Origin of the sequence: Streptomyces regalis (assembly GCF_001509475.1) — a bacterium.
GTDB classification, from domain to species: domain Bacteria; phylum Actinomycetota; class Actinomycetes; order Streptomycetales; family Streptomycetaceae; genus Streptomyces; species Streptomyces regalis.
Window position 1 is genome coordinate 141441 of the sequence record NZ_LLZG01000411.1, and the last position, 20299, is coordinate 161739.

Annotated in this window: 15 protein-coding genes and 3 pseudogenes; 8 read left to right on the forward strand and 10 right to left on the reverse strand. The window is 70.5% G+C overall.

Features of this window, described 5'->3' with window-relative positions:
* Positions 1–133: 133 nt before the first annotated feature.
* From ADL12_RS46095 to ADL12_RS46105, 3 genes and pseudogenes are all read right to left on the reverse strand, one after another.
* Positions 134–874 (reverse strand): TetR family transcriptional regulator, encoded by a 741-nt coding sequence (locus ADL12_RS46095; RefSeq protein WP_062714801.1) that lies wholly within the window; start codon positions 872–874, stop codon positions 134–136.
* A 37-nt stretch (positions 875–911) separates the two neighbouring features.
* On the reverse strand, positions 912–1124 hold the full coding sequence (locus ADL12_RS58800) for a Trm112 family protein (RefSeq protein WP_062714803.1): 213 nt from the start codon (positions 1122–1124) through the stop codon (positions 912–914).
* A gap of 32 nt (positions 1125–1156) precedes the next feature.
* Positions 1157–1651, reverse strand: a pseudogene (locus ADL12_RS46105) (hypothetical protein); the annotation flags it as partial.
* Positions 1652–1668: 17 nt separating this feature from the next.
* Between ADL12_RS46105 and ADL12_RS57530 the strand changes: the two are divergent.
* Positions 1669–2186, forward strand: a pseudogene (locus ADL12_RS57530) (PucR-like N-terminal domain-containing protein); the annotation flags it as partial.
* Here the strand turns inward: ADL12_RS57530 and ADL12_RS52120 are convergent.
* Positions 2177–3359: pseudogene (locus ADL12_RS52120) on the reverse strand (lyase); the annotation flags it as partial. The pseudogenes ADL12_RS57530 and ADL12_RS52120 sit on opposite strands and share 10 nt — an antisense overlap.
* Before the next feature lie 177 nt (positions 3360–3536).
* Here ADL12_RS52120 and ADL12_RS58230 point away from each other — a divergent pair.
* Positions 3537–4319, forward strand: a complete 783-nt coding sequence (locus ADL12_RS58230; RefSeq protein WP_341846411.1) for a cellulose binding domain-containing protein — start codon at positions 3537–3539, stop codon at positions 4317–4319.
* Between the two features lie 28 nt (positions 4320–4347).
* Here the strand turns inward: ADL12_RS58230 and ADL12_RS46125 are convergent, their stop codons facing one another.
* The 5 genes from ADL12_RS46125 to ADL12_RS46145 form a co-directional block, all read right to left on the reverse strand.
* The gene (locus ADL12_RS46125) at positions 4348–4722 is read right to left on the reverse strand and encodes a hypothetical protein (protein WP_062714808.1); all 375 of its coding nucleotides are present in this window, start codon (positions 4720–4722) and stop codon (positions 4348–4350) included.
* Positions 4723–5119: 397 nt separating this feature from the next.
* A complete protein-coding gene (locus ADL12_RS46130) occupies positions 5120–6043 on the reverse strand; it encodes a MurR/RpiR family transcriptional regulator (RefSeq protein WP_062714957.1) in 924 nt (307 codons plus the stop codon).
* Between the two features lie 81 nt (positions 6044–6124).
* Entirely contained in the window at positions 6125–7861 is a 1737-nt protein-coding gene (locus ADL12_RS46135; protein WP_079052653.1) for a phospholipid carrier-dependent glycosyltransferase, read from the reverse strand.
* 93 nt (positions 7862–7954) lie between these two features.
* Positions 7955–9877 (reverse strand): phosphatase PAP2 family protein, encoded by a 1923-nt coding sequence (locus ADL12_RS46140; RefSeq protein WP_062714811.1) that lies wholly within the window; start codon positions 9875–9877, stop codon positions 7955–7957.
* A gap of 189 nt (positions 9878–10066) precedes the next feature.
* A complete protein-coding gene (locus tag ADL12_RS46145) occupies positions 10067–10966 on the reverse strand; it encodes an N-acetylglucosamine kinase (RefSeq protein ID WP_062714813.1) in 900 nt (299 codons plus the stop codon).
* 308 nt (positions 10967–11274) lie between these two features.
* On the opposite strand from ADL12_RS46145, the gene ADL12_RS46150 reads away from it, so the two are divergent.
* The 6 genes from ADL12_RS46150 to ADL12_RS46175 all read left to right on the forward strand — a co-directional run bounded on the left by ADL12_RS46150 (position 11275) and on the right by ADL12_RS46175 (position 19531).
* A complete protein-coding gene (locus ADL12_RS46150) occupies positions 11275–12396 on the forward strand; it encodes an ROK family protein (protein WP_244188290.1) in 1122 nt (373 codons plus the stop codon).
* Positions 12397–12671: 275 nt separating this feature from the next.
* The gene (locus ADL12_RS46155; RefSeq protein WP_062714817.1) at positions 12672–13994 is read left to right on the forward strand and encodes an extracellular solute-binding protein; all 1323 of its coding nucleotides are present in this window, start codon (positions 12672–12674) and stop codon (positions 13992–13994) included.
* 122 nt (positions 13995–14116) lie between these two features.
* Entirely contained in the window at positions 14117–15028 is a 912-nt protein-coding gene (locus ADL12_RS46160; protein ID WP_062714819.1) for a carbohydrate ABC transporter permease, read from the forward strand.
* A complete protein-coding gene (locus ADL12_RS46165) occupies positions 15025–15927 on the forward strand; it encodes a carbohydrate ABC transporter permease (RefSeq protein WP_062714821.1) in 903 nt (300 codons plus the stop codon). Before ADL12_RS46160 ends, ADL12_RS46165 begins: the two co-directional genes overlap by 4 nt.
* Before the next feature lie 2 nt (positions 15928–15929).
* The gene (locus tag ADL12_RS46170; protein WP_062714823.1) at positions 15930–17648 is read left to right on the forward strand and encodes a hypothetical protein; all 1719 of its coding nucleotides are present in this window, start codon (positions 15930–15932) and stop codon (positions 17646–17648) included.
* 50 nt (positions 17649–17698) lie between these two features.
* Positions 17699–19531, forward strand: a complete 1833-nt coding sequence (locus ADL12_RS46175) for a hypothetical protein (protein WP_062714826.1) — start codon at positions 17699–17701, stop codon at positions 19529–19531.
* Here ADL12_RS46175 and ADL12_RS46180 read toward each other — a convergent pair.
* Positions 19473–20237, reverse strand: coding sequence for a nucleoside/nucleotide kinase family protein (locus tag ADL12_RS46180; protein WP_079052647.1), 765 nt, complete (start codon positions 20235–20237; stop codon positions 19473–19475). The genes ADL12_RS46175 and ADL12_RS46180 overlap by 59 nt on opposite strands.
* Positions 20238–20299 lie beyond the last annotated feature (62 nt).

Genomic DNA, 20299 nt, shown 5'->3' on the forward strand with positions numbered 1-20299 from the left:
GAATCCCACGTGCGCGGGACACCCGTGCACGCACGTGCGCGGTTCACCGTGCGACCGTGCACAGCAGCAGCGTATGGCACTCAGTGTCACAGGTAAAGGCACTCCGTACCCTGAATCTGTTCGGGGACCCGGATCAGTCCCGCCCGAGCGTGGCCTCGATCTCCTGGACGACCCGCCACAGCGGGGCGCCGCGCCGGGACACGACGACCACCACGTCCTCGGGCTTTTCGTCGCCGGCGGGGGCCGGGGCGGGGGCGGTGCCGAAGGCGGTCTGCACAAACCCCAGGGCGTGGTCCACCGCGGCGCTCGCATCGCCCTGGCCGTCCGAGCGCAGCCAGGAACGCAGCGCGTTGTTGTGCGCCGCGACCACGGCCGCGGCGATCACATCGGCCTGCAGGGTTCCGTCGCGCCGCCCGGCGAAGCGCTCGCGCAGATACTCGGCCAGGGCGCGCTCGTAGCGCCAGACCACCGACAGCTCGTAGGCGCGCAGCCCCGGCACCTTCTTGGTGAGCCGGTAGCGCTGCACCGAGAAGGTCGGGTTCTCGGCGTACATGCGCAGCACCAGCCGGGCCGCGTCGCACACCCGGAGCACCGGCTCGTGCTCCTCGTCGCTCGCGGCGAGGAAGGCCGTCATGTCGGCCAGGCACCGCTCGTGGTCCGGGAAGACCACGTCCTCCTTCGACGGGAAGTAGCGGAAGAAGGACCGCCGTCCGACACCGGCGAGCGCCACGATGTCGTCGATGGTCGTCTGCTCGTAACCCCGCTCCGGGAACAGCTGGAACGCTGCCGCGACCAGTGCGTCCCGCATCGGGGGCTTCGCCGCCCCGGCCTCCGCCTTCTCGTCGCGACCGGGCGCCGCGCTGCTGGTGCTCATGGAGGCGAACGTAGCACCGCAGCGAGGTCGATGGCACTCAGTGCGCTGCTGGCAGGGTACTGAGTGCTGCCAACTCTTCATCCGAAGCCGGTTCGCCGGAACCGGGAAGGAGCTGCGGAATTCCGTCGATCACGGGATAGCGGCGACGCAGGCGGGGGTTGTAGAGCGCGGAACCCGGTTCGTCCAGGATCAGCGGGCCCTTGTCGAGGGGACAGACCAGGATCCTCAGCAGCGGGTCGTCGGGCTTCATGAGCGGTTCCCTTCGTGGGTGGTGCGGTGCGCGTCGTGCCGCGGCAGGGTGAGCATGACGGCCAGGGCGAGCGCGGTGCCGCCCAGGCGCAGGACCAGGCGCAGCGGGTCCTGCGGGAGCGGTTCGCCGAACGCGACCGTGCCGCCGGCCACGCTGAACACGCAGGTGACGGTGGTGCACACGGGCACGATCAGCGAGGCCCGGCAACGCTGCAGGGCGGTCTGCGAGAGCACGAGGCCGAAGGCTCCGGTGAGGAGCAGCAGGTGGGGGTAGGGGGAGGCGAGCAGAGCCGGTACGGCGTCGCCGGGAGCCGCGGTGGTCAGCCGGCCGGACACGCCCTTGATCGCGAGCGAGCTCACCCCGTACAGCAGCCCGATCGCCACGGCGTACACCACACCCGCCGTCGGCGGCCGATGGCGCCGCCACGCCCGGCGCTCGGCCGTGCCGTACAGCGACAGGCCGAGGCCGAGCGCCGGTACGCACAGAGCGAGCAGGGTGTCGGCCTCGGCAGTGCGCGCGATCGGCTCGATGCTGTCGTGCAGCGAGGCTGAACGTACGGCTCGCCTGGCGCAGCCTCGCCGAGATCGGGCAGAAGGTTGAGATTCCGCCACCGGCGATGTACGAACTCGCCGAGTCAGCGTTCGAGCACCTCGACGAGCTCGTGTCCCATTCCGTGCACGTTACGCCGAGGTCGCCGCCGGCTGGGCGGGGGAGCGCATCCGCCGCCAGCGCCTGCTGGTCGACCTCCTCCTCACCGAGCACCGCACCGACCCGTCCGACGCCCTCGCCGAACGCGCCGCAGCCGTCGACTGGCCGCTGCCCGACGAGGTCGCCGTGGCCGTCCTGCTCCGTCCCGCCCAACAACTCGTCACGCCCGCCCTGGGCAACGAGGTCCTGCTGGACATGGATGGCGAGCACCCCCGGCTGGTGCTCGCGGACCCCAACGCACCCGGCCGCGTCGAGCGGCTGCGCCGTGGAATGGGCGGCTGGTCCGGCGCCATCGGTCCCGCCGTCCCCGTGACGCAGGCGGCCGCATCACTGCACTGGGCGGCAACGGCCGTGATCGATGTGCCGTCCAGGACTGCCTTGAGGCGGGCCAGGCCCGTGAGCCCGATCGACGGATTGCTCATCGGCGGTCTGTAGTAGTCACACTGCAGCCACCCTTTGACCAGACCGCGCCAGCGACTGTTCTCCACCGCACTCGCGCCCTGACCGAGCAGAACGATCGACGCGAGGATCGGGTGACCACGCAAGTGATCGTCCTGTTGGATCTGCTTCGTGTCGGACGCGGACAGCCCCCGGCTGATCGCCCGGCCCGACACGCCGTCCATCACCAGACCGTTGTAGAGGAACGGCGCCCATGCCTTCTCCACCGCGTCGAACACGATCTGCCGGTTGGCGTCGGTGACCTCCCAGCTCGCCCCGGCCAGCAGCGCGAACAGCATCCCGAGCCCGCTGAGGAGGACCGAACCGTACGAGCCCGTGTACGGCACGGTGGTGTGCTGGATGAACGACCCGTCCGTGTAGAGCCCGTCCCTACCGGTGACGTACGGGAAGACGGGGGAGAGGGCATCCCGCGCCAGCGCGACCTTGGCGGAGTTCGCACCGACGATCCCGCGCAGCGCCAGCACCCGGCACAGGTCGACGCGGTTGGCCCCGGTGCTGGTGCTGGTGCTGGTGCTGGTGCTGGTGCTGGTGCCGGTGTAGCCGGCGACCGCCGAGTCGGGCACGAAATGGTCCACCGCGGCGAGGTGGTCGGCGATTCGCTCCGCCGACAGGTGGGCGTACATCAGCACACAGACGTCCAGCAGGGCCTGAGGGGCGCCGATCTGCCAGCTGGGAGTGCGCCTGGGCGAGCGTGCTGAGCCGGTTGTAGCTTGCGTTCATGTTGCCGGAGTAGCCGTAGGACTCCTGATCGGTGTCGGGCTCCGGGTCGGCGTACACCAGGTCCGGCCACAGGGAACCGGCCGCCGGCGCCATCGAGGACTCCAACCGGCTCGCGGTACTGCCCAGTTCGGCGAGTCGGCTCTTGAACGGTTCGGACGTGGGGCTGAACCCCTCGCCCAGGACGAGCGTGGGCCACTTCTGCCGCAGGGTCGCGAACTCTTCCGCCTCCGCGTCCGCGGCCGATGCGGTGGACGGCGGCGCGGCGCTCGCCTGAACGGACAGGCCGAGCGTGACAGCGGTGCCGGTGCTTGCGGCGAGAAAGCCGCGACGTGACCAACGAGTCGTCATGACGGCGCTTTCTGGCAGGGCAACGTTCAAACGCTCAGTAGTGGATACCGAATTGAACGTATCGATCGTTTCCGGTGGGCGGCGCCCGGCCCATCCACTGAACCGGCGGGACGGCAACCCCGTATCACTCCTCGGGGAATGGCGAAGCCCGTGAAGACGGGACGGAAGGAGAGCGGCGTGCCCACACGGCCCGACGCCGAGCAGCCCGACGAAGGGCCGGCCCTGGAACCGATCCGCGTCCTGCGGCCACGCCGCACCGACGCCCTGGCGGAGCTGTTCAAGGAGTGGGAGCAGGACCGCAACGGCTACGACAGCGTGGCCGTTCCCGTCGCCCTGCCCGGCGCCGAGGACGCGACACAGGAACTGCCACCCGTCGCCGAGGCCACGAGGATCGTGCCGCGCGGCAGTGGCGCCCGTCCCGGTCCGGACGTATCCGGCCCCGGATTTCGGCGCGCCGCCGTCGCGGTCGCCGTGACGGCGGCGGCGGTCATCGGTTTCGGTGGGGCGCTGCTGCTCTCCGGCCGTGGCGACGGCGCGGCGGCCCGCGGTTCGGCTCCGTCCGCGACCGCGTCCACCTCAGCCGCCCCCACCGAGTCCGCCCCGGGCGCATCCGGCGCCGATGACCCCGGTGAGCCTGCCGCCTGCACCGCGTCCTTCCGGACCGTCAACAGCTGGCAGGGCGGCTACCAGGGCGAGGTGACGGTGACCAACGCGCCCGCATCCTCCGTCTCCGGCTGGACCGCGACGGTCGTACCGGACGACGGCGCCCGCCTGACCCAGGTCTGGGACGGCACCCTCACCACGGCCCGGGACGGCGCGGCCACGGTCGCCAACGCGTCATGGAACGGGAGGCTGGAGCCCGGTGCGAGCGTCAAGTTCGGGTTCATCGCCGATGCTTCGGCCTCGACCGGTTCCCCGACGGCGAAGGTCACCTGCGTGGCGACGAACGACGCGTCCTGACGCCCGGCGCGACCTCGAGAGAGCTCCGTCAGCGCCCGTGGTCGATCAGCGCCTGGGACACCGCGCGCACGCTGCGGGCGATGTGCTGAAGCTGCATGACCTCGGCTGCGTACAGCTTGATGGTGTGCTCGATGACCGACTCGGGCATGCCGAGCGCGGGCAGGTCCGCCCGGGCGGTCTGCAGCGCGGTGCGGGCGACCCGGATCTCGTTCTGGACCTGGATCTGCGCATGGCGGGCGAGCAGGACGGGGTGGCGGATCAGGGCCGGATAGCTGGCGTAGCGGGCCGGCACCAGCTCGCGCAGCCACTTGGCTGCCGAGCGCTCCCAGTCGTAGGAACCGGGGGTCTTGACCTGGCACGGCCAGTCCGGGGTGATGCGCGTGGTCGTCAGAGGCATGGTCATCGCTTCCGGGTGTGCGGCGTCGTTCGGGGTGTCCGACGGGGTCGGGGCGGCCCCGGCCTAGGGGATGACCGGGGCCGCCGCCACGGGCGCTCGCGCAGGCGATGCCCGACCGAACAGCCCGAGCACCGACGCGGGTAGGAGACGGCGGCTACGGCTGTTCGTTGAGGAGCCCGGAGAGGCAGACGGCGTTCGCACGGCGGATGGGGTGACGTGCGCATGAGCGGACCGGCTGCCTTCTGCGGGCGGATGGTGCGTGTGAAGTATTTATATATGCCGTCCGCTTTGCAAGAAGCATGAAAACATTCATGCGCGATTTGAGGTGAATGGTTCCCCTGCGGCATGGTTTGTCTGGAGTGAGGGGCGCACGCCCGCGGGTGGAGGCGGGGCGAAGGGTGGGTCAGTCCCGGAGGAAGAACTGGTGCTGGTCGGAGATCTGCTCGTAGTCCTCGAGCCGCGCCTGCGTTCTCTCCGGGTCGGCGTCGGTCATGGCCTGCAGCAGGGCTGAGGCCATCACGCCGGGTGCGGCGTAGGAGTCGAAGACCAGCCGGGAGCCGGTGCCGGTGGCGAAGACGACGTCGGCCGTGTCGGCCACCGGCCCGAGCGCCAGGTCGGTGACCAGAGCGACCCGCAGCCCGGCGCTGCGCGCGACCCGTACGGCGGTGAGCGTCTCCTGGGCATGCCGGGGCATGGAGAACGCCAGCACCCAGGTGCCGCCGGCCTCGCGCGACTGGAGCAGTGAGTCGTAGGCGACGCTGCCGCCCCGGGTCACCAGCCGCACGTCCGGGTGGATGCGGCGGGCCGCATAGGCGAAGTACTCGGCGAGGGATGCCGAGATGCGCAGCCCGAGGATGGTCAGCGGGGTCGACTGCGACAGTTTGCGGCCGATGTCGATCACCTGGTCGGGGTCGGCGAAGTCGCGCCGCAGATTCTCCAGGTTCTCGATCTCGGCGTCCACCGCGGACTGCAGTTCGTTGGCGCCGTTCTCCTCGGCGGCCTCGGGGCCCTTGGCGAGCGTGCCCAGGGCGATCGACTGGAGCTTCTCCCGTAGCGCGGGGTAACCGCTGAAGCCGATCGCCGCGGCGAAACGCGTTACCGAGGGCTGGCTCACGCCGACCCGTTCCGCCAGATCGGTGATCGAAAGGAACGCGGCCTCGGTGATGTGCTCGATCAGATACTGGGCGATGCGCCGCTGGCCGGGGGAGAGCCGGGGCTGGTCGAAGAGTGTCCTGAGCTGGGAAGTCGGGGATGCCTCCGCTTCCGGAGCGGTCTTTCCCGAGGTGATCGCGGATGCCTGTGCGCGTGCCTGCTGCGGCGATGGCAGGGAGGCGGATCCTTTGTCTTCCACAGTGCTTCAACATAGCTCACACACCGTGGCGACCAGGGCCGCTCCGAAAGTCCACGTTCACCGGCGATAGATCGTGATCGAATGGCCGACCGTTTCGATCGGGCGACTGCTATCGATCAATTCGGCCAGTCGGCCGGTCGCCTTGGCCACGGAGGAGTCCGACACGACCAGCAGCCCGCGCACTGCACGGACGGGCACCTTGCGCGGATCGGCGGCGCGGATGCCATAGAAGGACGGCACCCCGCTCCCCTTGTACACGAGCCAGATCCGCTCGCCCCGGTACCGCTCGTGCAGCCGGTCCGCGAGCCTTCCGAGGTCCTGACCCCAGTCCACGTTGGAGTCGTGCAACCGCAGATGGGTCTTGTCCGGACCGCCGAACGCCTCATTGGAGTACGGCAGATAGTAGGGGTACGTCCGCACCGAGCTGACCACGACGAACAACGCCAGCGCCCCCACCGCGACCGGCGTCCACCGCCACCGCACCGCGAGCACACAGCCCGCCGCCACCGCCAGGAACATCGGCACGAACACGGCGTACCGGGTGCCGAAGTCCCGTGATCCGGTCATCGCGGCGGCCAGGAGCACAGCCGTGGAGACGAGCAGATACGGCGCCGCGGGCCGCAGCCGCCGTACCGCCACGACCGCGACGGCACCCGCGGTCCACAGCGCGAGCATGCCGAGCGGCGTCTTCACCAGCAGCGCGGCAGGGAGGTAGTACCAGAGCGACCCGGTGTAGAGCCGCCCGAACAGGAAGCCCTCCCACGGGTAGTTCTCGAAGCCGAACTGGACGCGCATCCCGTCCCGGTACGCCTCCGGGAACGGCAGCAGATCGACGAGAAGCCCTCGCAGTCCGTGCACGTCGGGTACAGGCTGCTGCGGCGACCAGCGCAGCCGTGGGTCGACCACCAGATACGAGGCCCATACGACGGCGACCGCGACCAGCGCCACGACACCCGCGCCCGCGAGGGCCCGCGCAAGCCTCCTGCGGATCGGTTCCGAGGCCGTGGGTTCCGAAGCCGTCGGCTCCGAGGCCGACCGCGCGGACCAGGCCGACAGCGCGGCGAGCCCCAGCAGCACCGGAACCGCTGCCAGCGTGCTCATCTTCGTGGCCAGGGCCGCACCCAGGGCCACGCCGGCCAGAGGGACGAACAGACGAGGCCCTCGACGGGCCCGCCACAGCAACCACGCCGACGTCAGCACGAACCCGGCCGCCGGCACGTCCAGCGTGGCCAGCGAGCCGTGCGCGATGACATCGGGGGAGAAGGCGTACAGACCGAGTGCGATCAAACCGCCCGCCACGCCCACGAGTTCACGGGCGAAAGCGAAGACGATCAATCCGAACAGCAGAGTCAAAACGATCACTGGTAGTCGGGCGAACAGCATCAGGTGCCACGGATCGTTCCCGGACTCGTACAGCAGATGCCGCCCCAGCCGGCCCTGATCACCGGTGAAGGACCCGTCGACATGCGGCTCCGCCAACCCCACTCCGACGGCGATGACCAGTTTCCCCAGCGGCGGATGCTCGGGGTTGTAGAGCAGGCGGTGCTCATGGAGATAGTCGGCCGCCGTACCCACGTACACGGGCTCGTCGATCGTCGGCGTCTGCTGCACAGCGGTCGTCACCATCGCGACGGCCATCTGACCGAGCAGCACGACGACGAGGAGCGGCACGAGCCACCGCCTGCGGAACACCCGCGCGGCCCGCGAGGGCTGCGCGTTGGGCATGCCGGGAGTGCCGGACGGGCGGGAGAGCGCGTCCGGGGCCGGGTCCAAGTGCTGTTCGAGCGCCATCATCCGCTCCGCGGCGCCGTCGACCCCGCGGCGGCGGGAGTTGATCCGGAGCCGGCCCATGGGCCTACTCTGCACCAGCTCCCGCCGGGGACGGCGTTACCGCTTCAGGAGTCGTACCGACAGACCATCCGTCGTGTATACGGGTACGGCCTGCAGCGTGTCGGAGTTCAGCTCCACACGGTCGAACCGGCCGCGCAGCTGCGACGCCTCGATGACGGGAACGGTGGTCCCGGCGACCGGCGGGCGTTCGGCGTCGAGGCGCAGCGCCAGCACGCTGCCCCGGCCCAGCTGGACCCGGCGGGACACTTCGAGGGCGGGGCCGTGATTCTTGCGGACCAGCAGCTCCAGGGTCGTGTCGCCCTGCTGGACGTACGTACCGCGCACGCGCAGAACCTTGTCCACGCGGAGCGTGCCGCCCACCACCCGCACGTCGCCCTGCCCGAGGGCGTGGGGAGAGGCGGCGACGAGGACGCCGTCCTCGACCACGGTGCCGCCGTGGTACCGGTTGTGGCCGGTCAGGGTGAGCGTGCCGGTGCCGCGCTTGGTCAGGCCGCCGTCGCCCGCGATGTGGTTGCGCCAGCTGTCCGCCGCGCCGAAGCCCCCGGCCGCCTCGTCGAGTGTGACGGTCACGTCGGAGTCGAAGGCGCCGTAACCGTCCGCCGCGGCGAACAGGTTGATCCGACCCCACTGTTCGAAGCCGTCCAGCAGGACGTACCCAGCGGGCAGCGCGGTCGTGCGCAGCACCTCGCGGCGCTGGGCCGCGGTCAGGTACGGCTGGCGCGTCTCCAGCAGCACCTCGGCGCCCTTCGGCACGGTCAGGGGCTCGCCTCGGCCCTCCCGGGTCAGCACGTAGGTCAGCTTGGGCTTGACCGTGCAGGCGTTGGCGTCCCGGTCGGCGTACGGGTCGGTGTCGGTGCCGGCCGAGTGGGCGTACGCGTACAGGGTGTCGGCCGTCGTGCCGGTCCGCTCCTCGAAGTACGCCAGCGCCTGCGCCCGGGCCGCGGCCTTGAGTTCGGCGTTGGCCGGGTCGGCGAGGGCGGCGGCGGCCAGGGCGGTGGCCATGACGCGGCCGCCGAGGACGTCGACCGTGGAGTGCATGCCCGACACGATGCGGGTGTGGCTGAGTTCGAAGGCTCGGGTCACCATCTCCTGGAACCGCTCGGGCACGGCGTAGGCGAACGCCAGGGCCGCCAGGTGGATGGCGTTGGTGTGCCCGCTCGGGAAGCCGCCGTCCTCGGCCGGGGTCTCGCCGCGCTGGCGCAGCAGCTGCGGGGCGACGATCACCTCCGACTCGTAGACGGGGAAGCCGAACGCGTCCTTCTTCCCGGTGTCGACGACCTCGCTGTCCTCGTTCATCCGCCACGGACGCGGGTACTGGAAGGCGAACTTGGCCGGGTTGCTGGAGGCGAAGGGACCGCGCACGGTGTCGACCAGCTTGGCCACCTTGCCGAGCTCCGAGTCGTACGAGCCGGCGCCGATCGCGGAACCGGCCGGGGCGTCGGCGGGCACGGCGTCGTTGACCTTCCCGGCAGGGGTGCCGTCCGGCGCGGAGGTGATCGAAGTGACCGCCTTGGCACCGGACTTGTACAGCTCGGCGAGCGGACCGAGTCCGGCGATCACCGAGTAGCTCTGGTGCTGACGGTCGTAGATGAACGCTTCCTTCGCCTGAGCGTCCGAGCGCGTGGCGGTGGTCCGGGCGCAGTAGCGCATGTTGGCGCGCAGCACCTCGGGCATCAGCGGTGCGCCGGTGTTCCAGGCGCCGCCCGTCTTCCAGACCTGAGCGAAGCCGCCGAGGATCCGGACCACCGCGTTGGTCTCGGGGGTCTGGTTCGCGACGATGTTCGTCTTGTAGTCGTCGACGAACGCGGCGGCGTTCGTGGCGGCCTTGGCGTCCGCTGCGGGGAGCCAGCCGGCGACGGCGGGGACGGCCACCAGGGCCGCCCCACCGGCGACGGAGGTCCTCAGAAAGCGCCTTCTGTTCATGGATGCGGTGGCGTGGCGCCCGGCGGATGACGGCATGCGTGCCTCTCTCGAGTTCTTCGGCCGTACGGCCGGGAGGAGATCGAAGTGATCGACTCGACCGTCTTGTGCACATGAAACGCACGAGGTGCAAAAGGTCGAGTCTGAGGTGCAAAGGATCGAGTCTTACGAGCGAAGATCTACGGGCGAGCTGTGTCGGACTCGGGTTGACCCGGCGTCCGACAGGTGTCAAACAAGTGAACGGGCGAGCGACACGGCGCCCTCGACCGGTGCCACCCGAAGGGGCCGCGGCCGGGCCCCCGGCACGCTGTCGGCGAGAGCGGCGGCGAACGCGTCGTACAGGACGGACTGGGCGAGAACGGTGCTGCCGGCGACCACGACGTCGTCCACGCAGACCCCGCGGGCGGCGAGTTGCCCGACCAGCGCGGCCAGCGAGCGGGCGCCCTCGTCGATCACCGCACGGGCGAGCGGCGAACCGGCCTCGGCGGCCGCGAAGACGACCGGCGCGTGCCGGCCCCACTCCGCGGAGACGTCCTTGGCGCTCTCCAGCGCCGCGCCGAGTGCGGGTACTTCGGCGACCCCGAACGCGTCGAGGAGCCCGTGCGCAAGCGCGTCGGGCTCCTCGCCGTGGTCGTGCGCCGCCCACACGGCCCGCACGGCCTCACGGACCAGACCGGCCGCGCCGCCCTCGTCGCCGAGCACCGCACCCCAGCCGCCGACCTGGACCGGGCTGCCGTCGGCCAGCCGGCCCACCGCGACCGAACCGGTGCCGGCGACCAGACCGACCCCCTTGTCCAACCCGGCGGCGGGGACGAGCAGTTCGGCATCGCCGACCACCAACGCGGGCGCGTCGAAGTGGAGTTGGAGCGCGGTGCGGATCTGCTCGCACTGGCGGGGGGTCTCGCAGGCGTGCCCGCCGACGGCGAGGGCCGCGGGGCGGGCGCCCGTCGGTAGCGCCTCGGCGGCCAGTGTGGCCAGCCAGCCGGCGGCGGCCACGGGGTCGTGGGGCCGCCAGCCGCTGCTCGTACGGACGTGATCGGCCACCGGGGTGTCGCCCCTGAGCGCACGCAGATGCGTCTTGGTGCCGCCCACGTCGATGCCGACCACGAGGGGTGCGGAGCCTTGCAACAGGTCCTCTTTCGTCGTTGCGCGATGCTGCGACGGCGGGCGAACCGTGCCTGAAATCAAGGCAGTTGGTGAACTAGGGAAGCCCCGGGACGGGCCTCTGGCGGAACACGGCAGGCGAGTACCGTGACGTTCGTTAGGAAGTTAACTAACGAAGTACAGTGCGTGTCAATAGGCGTCGCGAACTCGGCTTCCCCGGCCTGACGTCCGGGTCGGGATCGCGCGACGTCAGGGCAACCCATCGCCGCCTCCCGCCGAGCCGATCGGCCCGGGAGAGTGGCCTGTGACCTGGGGGAAGTGTGGAACACGACGTGGCAAGAGCCCCCCGTCTGACCGAGAGCGCGAGCGCTGTATTCGCCGTGCTGGCCCAGGCGGGCACCGCGACTCGGCCGCAGCTCGCGAGCCTCGCGCGGCTGTCCAAGCCGACGGTCTCCTCCGCCGTCGCCGAACTGGAGGGCGTCCACCTCGCGGCCCACTCCGGCACCTCCTCCGGCGGTACGGGCCGCAGCGCCGCCGTATACCGTCTCGGCCCGGCCGCGGGCGCCGTGCTCGCCGTCGACCTCGGCCCCGCCCTCACTCGGGTGCGCGGCTGCGCCCTGGACGGCAGCCTGCTCGCCGAGGCGACCGGCCCCCGGGAGGACGCCGCCGACGTCGTGCGGGACGCGCTCTGCGCGCTGCCCGCGGATGCCCCGCTGCGCACGATCGTCGTGGCCGTCGGTGACGTGACCCCGCCGCAGCGGATGCGTCCCGCCACGGCCAAGGCCGGCCCCGTCTTCGACGCGGTGGCCGTGGCGCTGCCGCCCGGAGTGCCGGTCCATCTGGAGAACAACGTCAACTGCGCCGCGCTCGCGGAACTGCACGAGGGGGCGGCCCGCGGCCGTCACACCTTCGGCTATCTGCGGATCGGCGTCGGTATCGGTCTCGGCATCGTCGTAGGCGGACAGGTGCTGGCCGGGGCCAACGGCGCGGCCGGAGAGCTCGCCCGGCTGCCCTACCCCTGGGACGACGATCTGGAGCCCCGCCACGAGGCCCTGGAGGAGTACATCGGGGCCCGCTCCCTGCTGCGCCGGGCCGCCGAGGCCTGGCCGGGCACCGACGGCCGCTGCCCCTGCACCGCCGAGCAGCTCTTCGCCCTGGCCGGGCAGGGCAGCGCCGCCGCCCGCGCGGTCGTCGACCGGCACGCCGTGGACGTGGGCCGGCTGGCGGCCGCGGTGACCGCCGTACTGGACCCGGGGCTGCTCGTGCTGGGCGGCAGCACCGGCGCGTTTCCGCAGCTCCTGCCAGGTGTGCGGGCCGAGCTGGAGCGGCTCAGCTGGCCCACCGAGGTGGTCAGCAGCCAGGTCGGCGATCTCGGCACGGTCGTGGGCGCGGCCCGGCTCGCGGTCGCCCGAGGAGTCCAAACCGTGACCGAGGCGGCGCGGATGAAGCATTGACGGTTTCGGACTCGGTCTGCCAATGTCCGGACAAGCGCTTTCTAAGTCGGCCGGGACGTCGACTTGGGCGAGCGTCCCGCCCGTACTCGACGTACGGCAACCGCACCAGGGCGTGCTTGTGCGGCGACGGCCACAGCGGCCGGGGACCCTCGCTCGTCAGGATGACGCGGCCGGGCGAGGCCGCGCCCTCGGAAAGCAAATTTCTCCTGCAAAATGCACCCGTGCCGCCTCGGTCGGCGCCGTGCTCCGTCCCCTACCACGAAAAGGGATCGAAGATGACCACTGTGGGTGTGCGGCGCTCCCGCCGACTCGGCCGCGGCGGCATGCGCCGCCTGGTCCCCCTCGCTGCCGTGGCCACGGCAGGTGCCCTTCTGCTCTCCGCCTGCGGGTCGGGCTCCGACTCGGGCGGGACCTCCAAGTCGCTGACGTTCTGGATCTCCACGGTTCCGGGGCAGGACGCGGGCTGGAAGAAGATGGTGGCGCAGTACAAGAAGGAAACCGGCGTCGACATCAAGCTCGTCAACATCCCCTACGACGGCTACACGACGAAGCTGCACAACGCCGCGCAGGCGAACTCCCTGCCCGACGTGGCGACCGTGCCGGCGCTGGACCCGATCTGGTCGAGCAAGCTGATCGACCTCAGCTCCATCGCCAACAACAAGACCAACAAGATCAACGCCAACTTCCTCGCCAAGGACTCGTCCGGGAAGGTGCTGTCCATCCCCTCGGACGTCACCGCGTCCGGCCTGTTCATCAACAAGTCGCTCTTCGAGAAGGCCGGCGTCTCCTACCCGACCTCGCCCCAGAAGACGTGGACCTGGACCGACTTCGTCAAGGCGGCGGACGAGGTCCGGGAGAAGACCGACGCCAAGTACTCCCTGACGTTCGACCAGTCGCCCTCCCGGCTCCGCGCCATGGTGTACGAGATGGGCGGCGAGTACGTCCACGCGGACTCCTCCGGCAAGTTCTCGGTGGACGCCGCGACCAAGAAGGCCGTGAACTACTTCGTCGGACTGAACGACGACAAGACCATGCCGAAGTCGGTGTGGACCAGCGGCGCCGACCCGTCGGCCATGTTCCAGAGCGGTGACGTGGTCGCCTACTGGTCCGGCGTGTGGCAGGTTCCCGCCTTCGCGGAGAGCATCAAGAAGTTCGAGTGGGCGAGCGTCCCGACTCCCGCCCAGCCGGTGCAGGCCAGCGACGTCAACAGCGGCGGCATGACGGTGGGCTTCAACAACAACGCCGACGCGGCCACCGCCGCGACGAAGTTCCTGTCCTGGCTGTACGAGCCGGCCCACTACCAGGCGCTGTGTGAGGCGTCCGGGTTCCTGCCGGTCGAGAGCGGTCTGAACCCGAAGTACCCCTTCAAGTCCGAGGCGGCGCAGGCGGCGTTCAAGCTGTACAACGAGTCGATCCCGCTCTACGCCCCGATCTCCGGCTACTTCAACAGTGCGCAGACTAACTGGGTGCTGAAGGGTAAGAGCCTCACCGAGGACCCGACCAAGACGGAGCTCGGCAAGGCGATCAACGGTCAGCAGTCGGCCGACAAGGCCCTGCAGAACATCGTGGACGGCTACAACCAGCAGGTCGGCGGCTGAGCGTAGGCCGGCAGGCCGGGCGGCGGGTTCGCGACACCGCCGCCCGGCCTCGGGGCCCACGTGATGCCGGGCTCATGGCCTGAGCCCACCGGAACCCAATCCACCAGCACGGAGTCAGGAAGATGACCAAACGCGCCTCGGACGTGTCCTTGAGCCCGCCCAGGAGACGCAGTAAGTACACCCTTGCGCCGCTCGTGCTCATCGCGGCCAATGTCGTGCTCTTCGCCCTGTTCTTCGTCTGGCCGGCGGTGATCGGGCTCGTCTACTCCTTCACGAACTACACGGGCGTGGGGGCGTTCCAGTTCGTCGGACTGGACAACTACAGCAACCTGTTCGGGGACTCCACCTTCTTCGACGCGCTGACCCGGACGCTGCTGTACACCGTGCTCTTCGTTCCGCTGAACTTCGTGTTCTCGCTGCTCATCGCCAATGTGCTGGTGAGCAAGCACGCCAAGGGTGTGTCGGTCGCCCGCGTCTTCTTCTTCATCCCGTGGCTTCTGTCGCCCATCGTCGTGGGTGTCCTGTGGCGGTGGCTGTTCGGTGAGAATTTCGGACTGGTCAACTACGTCATCGAGAAGCTCGGCGGAAGTGCCGTTCCGTGGCAGTCGAACGCGGACCTGTCGCTGATGGTGGTGGTGGTGGCGGCATCCTGGGCCTGGACGGGCTTCTCGATGCTGCTGTTCATCGCGGCGATCAAGAACGTACCTGTGTCGTACTACGAGGCGGCCTCGCTCGACGGCGCCGGTCCGTGGCGCCAGTTCATCAGCATCACACTGCCGAGCATCGCGCCCACTTCGTTCATCGTCATCCTGCTCAACACGATCCACGCGATGAAGGAATACCCGCTGTTCGCCTCCCTCAACAACGGCGGACCCGGAACGTCGAACAACCTGCTTGTCCAGTACATCTACCAGACCGGCTTCAAAACGGGCCAGATCGGCTACGCGAGCGCCGCGTCGTTCGTGCTCATGCTCATCCTGATGGCCGTCGCGATCATCCAGCTGGTCGTCAACCGGCGGGTGGAGAACCGATGACAACCACAGACATGCCACGCAAGGTCGACGCCGGGCCCGGACGGGCTGTCCGCAAGAAGCGGCCCAGCAGCGCGGCCAGTGGTGGGCTTCGGCGCGCGGTGCCGGCGACGACACTGCTGTGGGTCCTGGCGGCGCTCTACGGGGTGCCGGTGCTGTGGTTCGTCCTCAGCTCCTTCAAACCGGCGGGAGACCTGTTCTCCCTTCCGCTGACGCTGATTCCGCAGAACCCCACCGTGTCGGGTTACAAGACGGCGTGGGAGAGTGCCAATTTCTCCCAGTACTTCATCAACACCACCATCGTGTGTGTGATCGCGACGATCCTCACGGTGGGAGTCAGCTGCTGCACCGGGTATGCGCTGGCCAAGTACGACAACAAGTGGCTCAAGGTCTTTTTCGTCGGCATTCTGGCCACCACGATGCTGCCGTCCGAGGTCATGCTCGCCCCGCAGTTCCTGGTGGTCCGCGACCTCGGCCTCTACAACTCGCTCGCCGGCATCATCCTCCCGGCCGTGCTCACCGCGACCGGGTGCTTCATGTTCCGCCAGTTCTTCCTGACGGTCCCCGACGAGCTCATCGAGGCCGCACGCATCGACGGCGCCCGTGAACTGTCGATCTTCCTGCGGATCATGGTGCCGATCTCCCGGCCCATCATGCTGACGCTCGCCATCCTGTCGTTCCAGTGGCGTTGGAACGACTACATCTGGCCGCTTCTGATGCTCAACGACCCCGAGAAGTTCACCGTGCAGATCGGCATCCAGAGCCTCGTCGGGGCGCAGAACATCAACTGGTCGGTGCTGCTCGGCGGATCGGTCATCTCCATGATTCCGCTGATCGTCGTCTTCCTGGTCTTCCAGCGCTACGTCATGAACGCCGACATCAACGCCGGACTGAAGGACTGACCTTGCCCACCCCGCTCGACCACGAGTTCGTCCGCGCGGCGGCGCGCGCCGCCGACCGGTCGGCCGCCCCGTTGGCGGCCGACCCGGACGCGGAACCCGCCGGTCTGCCCCACCGCGCGCTGGCCCGCCGGGTGAAAACCCTGATCGCGGCGTACCGTTCCCCGGACTCGGCACTGCACGGCAGCGCACAGGCGGTCGCCGCCGCGATGACCCACCTGCGCGCCCTGCGGGCCGTGCAGACGCCCTCCGGCCTCTTCGCGGGCGGCGACAACGTCCAGTCACCGCCGGACTCCGCGTTCACCGTCAACGACGTGTGCGACGCGTACGTCCTCGCCGCCGCCGCGGGACCGGAACTGGCCGAGGTGACGGCCGGGCTCGCCGAGATCGCCGGCGCCGCCACCGCCAGTCTCCTGACCGGTGGCGTGCACACCCCGAACCACCGCTGGGAGCTGAGCGCGGCCCTCGCCCGGCTGCACCGGTCCTTCCCCGACGACCGACTCCTCGACCGCGTCGAGGAGTCGGTCGCCGAGGGCGTCGACATCGACGCGGACGGCCTGTACTCGGAACGCAGCGCCGTCTACGCGTCCATCGTGACCAACCCGTCGCTGCTGTTGCTGGCCGAGGTGCTCGGGCGTACCGACCTGCTGGACGCCGTCGAACGCAACCTAGCCACAACCCTGGACCTGATCAGGCCGGACGGCATGGTGGAGACCGTCCACTCGCGCCGCCAGGACCAGAAGCTTTCGTTCTCGCTGTGGCCCTACCTGCCGCACTACCGGCTGCTCGCGATCCGTACCGGCCGGGGCGACTTCGCCCGCGCGGCCCGCCTGGCGGCCGCCGACGGCATCGACGACCCCGACCTGCTCGCCCAGACCCTCCTCACCCCGGATCTGTGCCGCGCCCTGCCGGCCCCGGACGCGGAGAAGCTCCCGCGCGCGCGGTACCTCAGCACCGCGCGCCTCGCGCAGCACGTCTCGGCCACCGCGCACACCGTGGTGTACGGCGGCTCCGACGTGCCCGAGCACCGGCGCATCCGCTCGGGCCTCGCCTGCAACCCCACCTTCCTGCGCATGTTCGCCGGTGCCGCCGTCCTCGACACGGTCCGCCTCTCGCGGGTGTTCTTTGACCTGGGCCCGTTCCGTGCCGCCGACATGGAACAGCTCGCCGACAACCGGTACCGGCTCACCCAAACCCTCACAACCGCCTACTACCAGCCGCTCCCGAAGGACCGGAGGCGCGACGACGGCGCCTACCGCCTGGTGGACGAGGGCCGTTTCTCCGCGGCGATGGCCTTCCCCGACCGCCCTCAGGACGAGGTCTCCCACACGACCCGAGTCGAGGTCGACCTGCGGGAGGACGGAGCCGACCTACGGATCGACATCAGCGGCCCACCGGTGCCCTGGGCCCTCGAACTGACCTTCCGGCCGGGCGGCGTGCCGGAGGGCGCCGTACCGATCGGCGACGGACGCTGGTGCCTGACGACCGGGCCGATGACCTACCGGGTCGGCGACGACGAGATCCTGGTCGAGGCCCGCGTCGAGGCAGGCGAACCGCTCGCCGGGCCGGACCGGAGCGACGTACTGCGGTACGACCCGGGTCAGGACTACACCGTGGCGGGCGGCACCGATGCGACGACCGGGAACCGCGTCTACATCGGTGGCCACGGCCCGCACACACTGACCGTCGCACTGCACGCCCGCCGACCCGCACCTGCCGTGTGACCCCGACGAACCACGCCATCGCAACCTCCGGCATGAAGGGCTTACCACCCGTGCACCTCCCTCGCCAGCTCGGCGCCCTGCACGACCTCCCCGACACCCCGCAGGCGTACGACGCCGTCCTCGCCGACGTCACCGAGCAGGCCCTGGCCCGCCTGACGCCGGAGGGCAACCTCGAACACCCCGACTGCGTCGACGACATCGGCGACACCTCCCTCGGCATCACCTCCCTGCTGGCGCTCGCCTGGCACCGCACCAAGGATCCACGCCTGCCGGAGGCGGTGCGCCACAGCCTCGCCTTCCATCTGCGCGAGCGCGTGTACACCGACGACAACCCGGGCTACCCGAACCTGAGGATCCGCAACTCCGCTCTGCCGTACGCCCGTTACACACTGGAGGCGGGCGCGCACCCGATCGGCGACTGGCCGAGCACGGTGTGGGCCCTGCTCCAGGCGGTCAACGTCCTCGACATGACGGACGGGCTCGTCGACGACGACCAGCGGGCCGAACTCCTCCAGGTCGCGCAGGGCTACTGGCGCTGGCTGACCGAGGCGACCTTCTTCAACCCGCAGGAGGCGGGCAACCAGGCCATCGGCTGTGTCGTCGGCGGCCTGATGCTGGCCCGCCACCTTCCGTCGGGGGAGGGGGAGACGGTCCGCTCTCGCGCGATCAGCGTGTACGTCGACGAGATCCGCGCCCATCGAGTGCGCGACCGGGGTGCGCTGCTGCCCCCCGAGCACGGCGGCGCCTACGACAACAACTACGGCCCGATCTCCCTGTCCTTCCTCGCCCAGGCCCACCGGATCAGCGGCGAGGGCATCTTCGCCGAGGACGGCGACGCGCTCGCCCACTACATCGACGCCCGCCTGACGGACGGCGGCTTCGACAACGGCGGCCCGCGCTACAGCGAGCAGCACAGCGGCTTCGAGTCGGTCCTGGGCCTGCGCTACTTCAGTGCCCGGATCGGCTCCGACCTGGGCCGCTACCGGGGCGACACCCGCTGGGGCCGGCACGCGGTCAAGGCGGACGGCGCAGTCGACGGTCACTTCGCGTGGATGCTGGTCTGGCAGATCCAGGACACCACCCGCTGGCACCGCACACCGTCCACCACGCCCGCCCGCCACCAACTGCGCGCGGGAACGGTCTCGGTGGCCTTCGACAGCCGTATGACGCCGTCGCTGGTCGAGGCGGCGGGGACGTACTACCTACCGGCAGCGGTGAACCGGCAGCACGGCTTCGGCCCGGTCGTGGACGGCTTCCTGTTCTGCCGCCCCATGGGCGAGGTCCGCGTCCGGGACGTCCGCGCCGACCGGCTCACCGCCAAGCTGGTCACCAAGCCGGTCGTCGGCCGCGACCACGTCCTGCGCCACGTGCGGTCCCTGTACGTCACCGATGGCACCAGCCTGTGGACGACGGTCGCGGTGGAACGGCTCCCCGGAGCGCCGTACCTGCTCGCGGGCCTGCCGTACGCCGCCGACGACGGCGACCGCGTTCGCAGGATCGCGGACGGCGAGGTCACGTCGGCCGGTGAACTCCGCCTGACGCACCCGCAGTCGGACGGCGTGGACCACTTCGACGCCCGCTCGGACCTGACCCAGGAACAGGCGGCCTTCGCCCTGGCGGCCGACCCCCGCGGCTACGGCAACCCCGACGAGGGCTGGAGCCACCTGGTCAGCTCGACGGCCCTGGAGGCCGAACCGGCCCCCGGCGCCCCGGAGGACCTGCATGTCTTCGCCGTACGCTACGGACCGACGGGCCCGTTCGCGCCCACGTTCGCACACGACGGTTCAGGCCTGACGGTCCGCACCGAGGCATTCACCGCGGTGATCAGCGAGGCGGCGGGCGATGCCCACGGAGAGCCGGAGCTGACCCTGACGACCTCGTGACCGGCGCCCCCGGCAAGGGCGTCGAGCCGGCAGCGTCGCGGGCGGCGGACGGCTCCTGGGGGCGGGGGAACGCCGTGCCCGGCACGACCAGGTCCGCCCTGTACCGGGTCGCGGCGACCAGCTCCGCGTTGCGCTGGTCCGAGCCCAGCACCCACGCCACCGCCTGCTCGTGCGGCTTGCCGAACTCCTCGTGCCGGGCGACGAGCCGCCGGATCCGCTCCAGTTCGTCGAGCTCGCAGAACCACACCTCGTCCAGCTGCGGCCGCACCCGCGCCCACGCCCCCGTGTCCAGCAGCAGATAGTTGCCCTCGGTCACCACCAGCCGGGCCGTCGGCTCCACGGGAACCGCCCCCGCGATCGGCTGCTCCAGGACCCGCTCGAAGCCGGGCGCGTACACGGTGTCCTCGCCTGCCTCCTCGTGCAGGCGCCGCAGCAGCGCCGCGTACCCCGCCGCGTCGAACGTGTCGGGCGCGCCCTTGCGGTCCCGGCGCCCGAGCCGGTCCAGCTCGACGTCCGCGAGGTGGAAGCCGTCCATCGGCACATGCGCGACCCAGGGCTCCCCGGCACCGTTCAGCTCCCGCACCAGGCGCTCGGCGAGCGTCGTCTTGCCCGCACCGGGGCTGCCCGCGATGCCGAGGACGGCACGACGTCCGTCGCGGGGGAGGGACCGGGCACGGGCGAGGAGATCGTCGAAGGTCAGGTCCACACAGCAGAGTGTGTCACCCGGTCGGCGGCGCTTCCCGCCGCACGCGGAGACTCCTGGCGAGG

Bases quoted from the DNA above. Each gene is read 5' to 3' on its own strand.
- ADL12_RS46095 (WP_062714801.1), bottom strand. From the start codon at position 874: ATGAGCACCAGCAGCGCGGCGCCCGGTCGCGACGAGAAGGCGGAGGCC.
- ADL12_RS58800 (WP_062714803.1), bottom strand. From the start codon at position 1,124: ATGAAGCCCGACGACCCGCTGCTGAGGATCCTGGTCTGTCCCCTCGAC.
- ADL12_RS46125 (WP_062714808.1), bottom strand. From the start codon at position 4,722: ATGACCATGCCTCTGACGACCACGCGCATCACCCCGGACTGGCCGTGC.
- ADL12_RS46135 (WP_079052653.1), bottom strand. From the start codon at position 7,861: ATGATGGCGCTCGAACAGCACTTGGACCCGGCCCCGGACGCGCTCTCC.
- ADL12_RS46140 (WP_062714811.1), bottom strand. From the start codon at position 9,877: ATGCCGTCATCCGCCGGGCGCCACGCCACCGCATCCATGAACAGAAGG.
- ADL12_RS46155 (WP_062714817.1), top strand. From the start codon at position 12,672: ATGACCACTGTGGGTGTGCGGCGCTCCCGCCGACTCGGCCGCGGCGGC.
- ADL12_RS46160 (WP_062714819.1), top strand. From the start codon at position 14,117: ATGACCAAACGCGCCTCGGACGTGTCCTTGAGCCCGCCCAGGAGACGC.
- ADL12_RS46165 (WP_062714821.1), top strand. From the start codon at position 15,025: ATGACAACCACAGACATGCCACGCAAGGTCGACGCCGGGCCCGGACGG.